The organism is Microcystis aeruginosa NIES-4325, assembly GCF_008974145.1.
GTDB classification, from domain to species: Bacteria; Cyanobacteriota; Cyanobacteriia; order Cyanobacteriales; family Microcystaceae; genus Microcystis; species Microcystis aeruginosa_G.
Genome location: NZ_BJKP01000134.1, coordinates 1 through 336 on the forward strand (window position 1 = coordinate 1; position 336 = coordinate 336).

Consider the following 336-nt stretch of genomic DNA (forward strand, 5'->3'; position numbering starts at 1 on the left):
TTGTTGAGAATCGAATTTGCTTAAAGTTTCCCGACAGATTTTTATGTCGCTCGTCGGACCAGGTTGACCAATAACTACATCAACAATATCTTCAGCTTTTGGCAAAACAATAAATTGACTTTTTAAACTGACAGGGGGACAAGAAAGCTGAAAATCCTGTGTAGCCTAGGATACAGAAGATCGGCTCCCAAAAAAGATAGGTCATATATCTGACAGGGGGACAAGAAAGCTGAAAATCCTGTGTAGCCTAGGATACAGAAGATCGGCTCCCAAAAAAGATAGGTCATATATAGTAAATATGAGCTAGAGAACAAAAATGATAAGTGAATTATACCA

Annotated in this window: 1 pseudogene; it reads right to left on the minus strand. The window is 38.1% G+C overall.

Features of this window, described 5'->3' with window-relative positions:
* A pseudogene (locus MiAbW_RS20625) lies at positions 1-129 on the minus strand (IS5/IS1182 family transposase); the annotation flags it as partial.
* Positions 130-336 lie beyond the last annotated feature (207 nt).